The sequence below is a fragment of the Winogradskyella sp. genome (genome assembly GCF_013042245.1).
Taxonomy (GTDB): Bacteria; Bacteroidota; Bacteroidia; order Flavobacteriales; family Flavobacteriaceae; genus Winogradskyella.
Window position 1 is genome coordinate 1 of record NZ_JABDQL010000124.1, and the last position, 2,623, is coordinate 2,623.

General features: G+C 34.5%; 3 protein-coding genes and 1 tRNA gene. 1 reads left to right on the forward strand and 3 read right to left on the reverse strand.

Translation table 11 applies throughout. The annotated features are described in order from the left end of the window. Nucleotides 1–116: 116 nt before the first annotated feature. From HKP48_RS09620 to HKP48_RS09630, 3 genes are all read right to left on the reverse strand, one after another. Nucleotides 117–371, reverse strand: a complete 255-nt coding sequence (locus HKP48_RS09620; protein ID WP_296345271.1) for a hypothetical protein — start codon at nucleotides 369–371, stop codon at nucleotides 117–119. 2 nt (nucleotides 372–373) lie between these two features. Beyond that, entirely contained in the window at nucleotides 374–739 is a 366-nt protein-coding gene (locus HKP48_RS09625) for a BlaI/MecI/CopY family transcriptional regulator (RefSeq protein WP_296345273.1), read from the reverse strand. 222 nt (nucleotides 740–961) lie between these two features. Continuing rightward, complete coding sequence (locus HKP48_RS09630; protein ID WP_296345275.1) at nucleotides 962–2,350, reverse strand: dipeptidase; 1,389 nt, start codon at nucleotides 2,348–2,350, stop codon at nucleotides 962–964. Between the two features lie 122 nt (nucleotides 2,351–2,472). On the opposite strand from HKP48_RS09630, the gene HKP48_RS09635 reads away from it, so the two are divergent. Next, nucleotides 2,473–2,554: transfer RNA gene (locus HKP48_RS09635), tRNA-Leu, on the forward strand. Nucleotides 2,555–2,623 lie beyond the last annotated feature (69 nt).

Below are 2,623 nucleotides of genomic sequence, written 5' to 3' on the forward strand. Positions count from 1 at the left end.
ACCACTATCCCAAAAGCGATATCCCCAATAGGGCTGTTTTACTAAGATTATTTCTAAATTCAACGGTTCCGTTCAACAGGAGTTTTCATTGTTCGTCCTGCGGACGCAACGAAAACTTAGTTGTTATCTGTAATTATTTCTGCAGGAAAATATGGAGGTGTATTTGTAGAATTCAAATCATAAGTTCCAAAATCTAATACTGGTTCTATAAACTCAATAAAAGTTATAAGCGGTATTGTTACTGAAGCAATTAATGCGAATAATAGGTAAAAGCGTTTAAATCTATGGTAAGATTGTCGTTCTAAAAACACCTTATAAAACAGCATTAAAATTGCCAGAATGGCTGTCGATTTTAAAATATAAACTCCCATAACTACTTTTTCTTAATTTCGCTATCAATTAATTTTTTTAAAGTTTCTAATTCAGATTTTGTTAAATCTGTCTTAGTAGTAAAGAACGATGCAAATTGCGATGCACTATTATTAAAAAAGTTTTTGATTAAACCATTAACATGTTTAGAGAAGTAATCTTCTTTTTTAACTAATGGATAGTATTCTCTAGATTTTCCAAAGGTGTTATAAGCCACAAAACCTTTGTCTATCATGCGCTTTAAAAGTGTAGCAACTGTTGTAGTCGCAGGTTTAGGTTCTGGATATACATCTAGTACATCTTTCATAAAAGCTTTTTCTAGCTTCCATAAATGTTGCATGAGTTGTTCTTCGGTTTTTGAGAGTTGCATGTTCTACGTTTTTAGAATTAACTCTACAAATGTAGAATATAAATTTGAATTCTACAAGTGTAGAGTTTAAAAAATATTTTTGTAGTATGCCATTACTTTTGGAAAGCCCGCGTTAAGGATAGTAATGAAAAACCCGCAGCGAGGTACGAGTGAGTATTTGTAATGGATAGCCTGACGCTATTGGTTTTCTATAAAAAACCAATAGCGTAACGCCCAAAAAAATTATGTTTTTAACTCAGTAAAATACTTATAAAAGTAAGGAATAGTTTCGATGCCCTTTAAGTAATTCCAAATACCGAAATGTTCGTTTGGAGAGTGTATAGCATCACTATCTAAGCCAAAGCCCATTAAAATGGTTTTGCTTTTCAGTTCTTCTTCAAAAAGTGCTACAATTGGTATACTCCCGCCACTACGTTGCGGTATTGGTGTTTTTCCAAACGTTTTTTCATAGGCTTTTGAAGCAGCTTTATACCCAATACTATCAATGGGTGTTACATAACCTTGCCCACCATGGTGTGGTGTTACTTTTACAGTAACCCCTTTTGGGGTAATAGTCTCAAAATGTGATTTAAATAATTCAGTAATCTCCTCCCAATCTTGATTAGGAACGAGTCGCATGGATATTTTAGCATACGCTTTACTTGCTATTACGGTCTTAGCACCTTCACCTGTGTAACCACCCCAAATTCCGTTTACATCTAGAGTAGGTCTAATAGAGTTGCGTTCATTTGTGCTATAGCCTTCTTCACCATAAACGGCGTCTATATCGAGTGCTTTTTTATAATCTTCTAGTGAGAATGGTGCTTTTGCCATTTCAGCTCGCTCAATGTCTGATAGATTTTCAACTTTATCGTAAAAACCAGGAATGGTGATATGATTATTTTCATCATGGAGTGAAGCAATCATTTTAGTTAATACATTAATAGGATTAGCAACAGCGCCGCCATATAACCCTGAATGTAGGTCACGATTTGGACCAGTCACTTCAACTTCGACATAGCTCAAACCTCTTAAACCTGTTGTAATTGAAGGTACATCTTTTGCAATCATTCCTGTATCTGAAATTAGAATGACATCATTTTTTAGTTTTTCACGATTTGCTTTTACATAATGAGAAAGGTTAACGCTTCCAACTTCTTCTTCACCTTCAATCATAAACTTTACGTTACATGGTAGTTTGCCTTGTGTGGTCATAAACTCCATTGCTTTGACATGCATGTACATTTGACCTTTGTCGTCACAGGCACCACGTGCAAAAATGGCACCTTCTGGATGTAATTCTGTATTTTTTATAACAGGCTCAAAAGGTGGTGAATCCCATAAATCTAATGGGTCTGGTGGCTGCACATCATAATGGCCATAAACTAATACTGTTGGTAAATTAGGGTCAATAATTTTTTCGCCATATACGATAGGGTAACCATCTGTTTGACAAATTTCAACATGTTCACAACCAGCCTTGACTAAGCTATTTTTAATAATATCTGCTGTTTTTAAAACATCGTCTTTGTATGCAGTATCTGCACTTATTGATGGTATTTTAAGAAGTTCGATGAGTTCGTTTAAAAATCGGTCTTTGTGGTTGGTTATATAAGATTGAATATTAGACATAATATGGATTTTGAATAGTAACAAAAATAAGAAAAGTGGAATGATTTTTATTGTTTTAAATGCGTTTGATTATTCAAAACATTGTTTATATTTGCAACCCAATTTAAATAAATTGGTTAATTGCGGGAGTGGTGGAATTGGTAGACACGCTAGACTTAGGATCTAGTGCCGCGAGGTGTGAGAGTTCGAGTCTCTTCTCCCGCACAAAACAAGTTATAAAGCCTTTTGGAAACAAAAGGCTTTTTTATTCGCTTTCAGGTTTAATACCTCGAG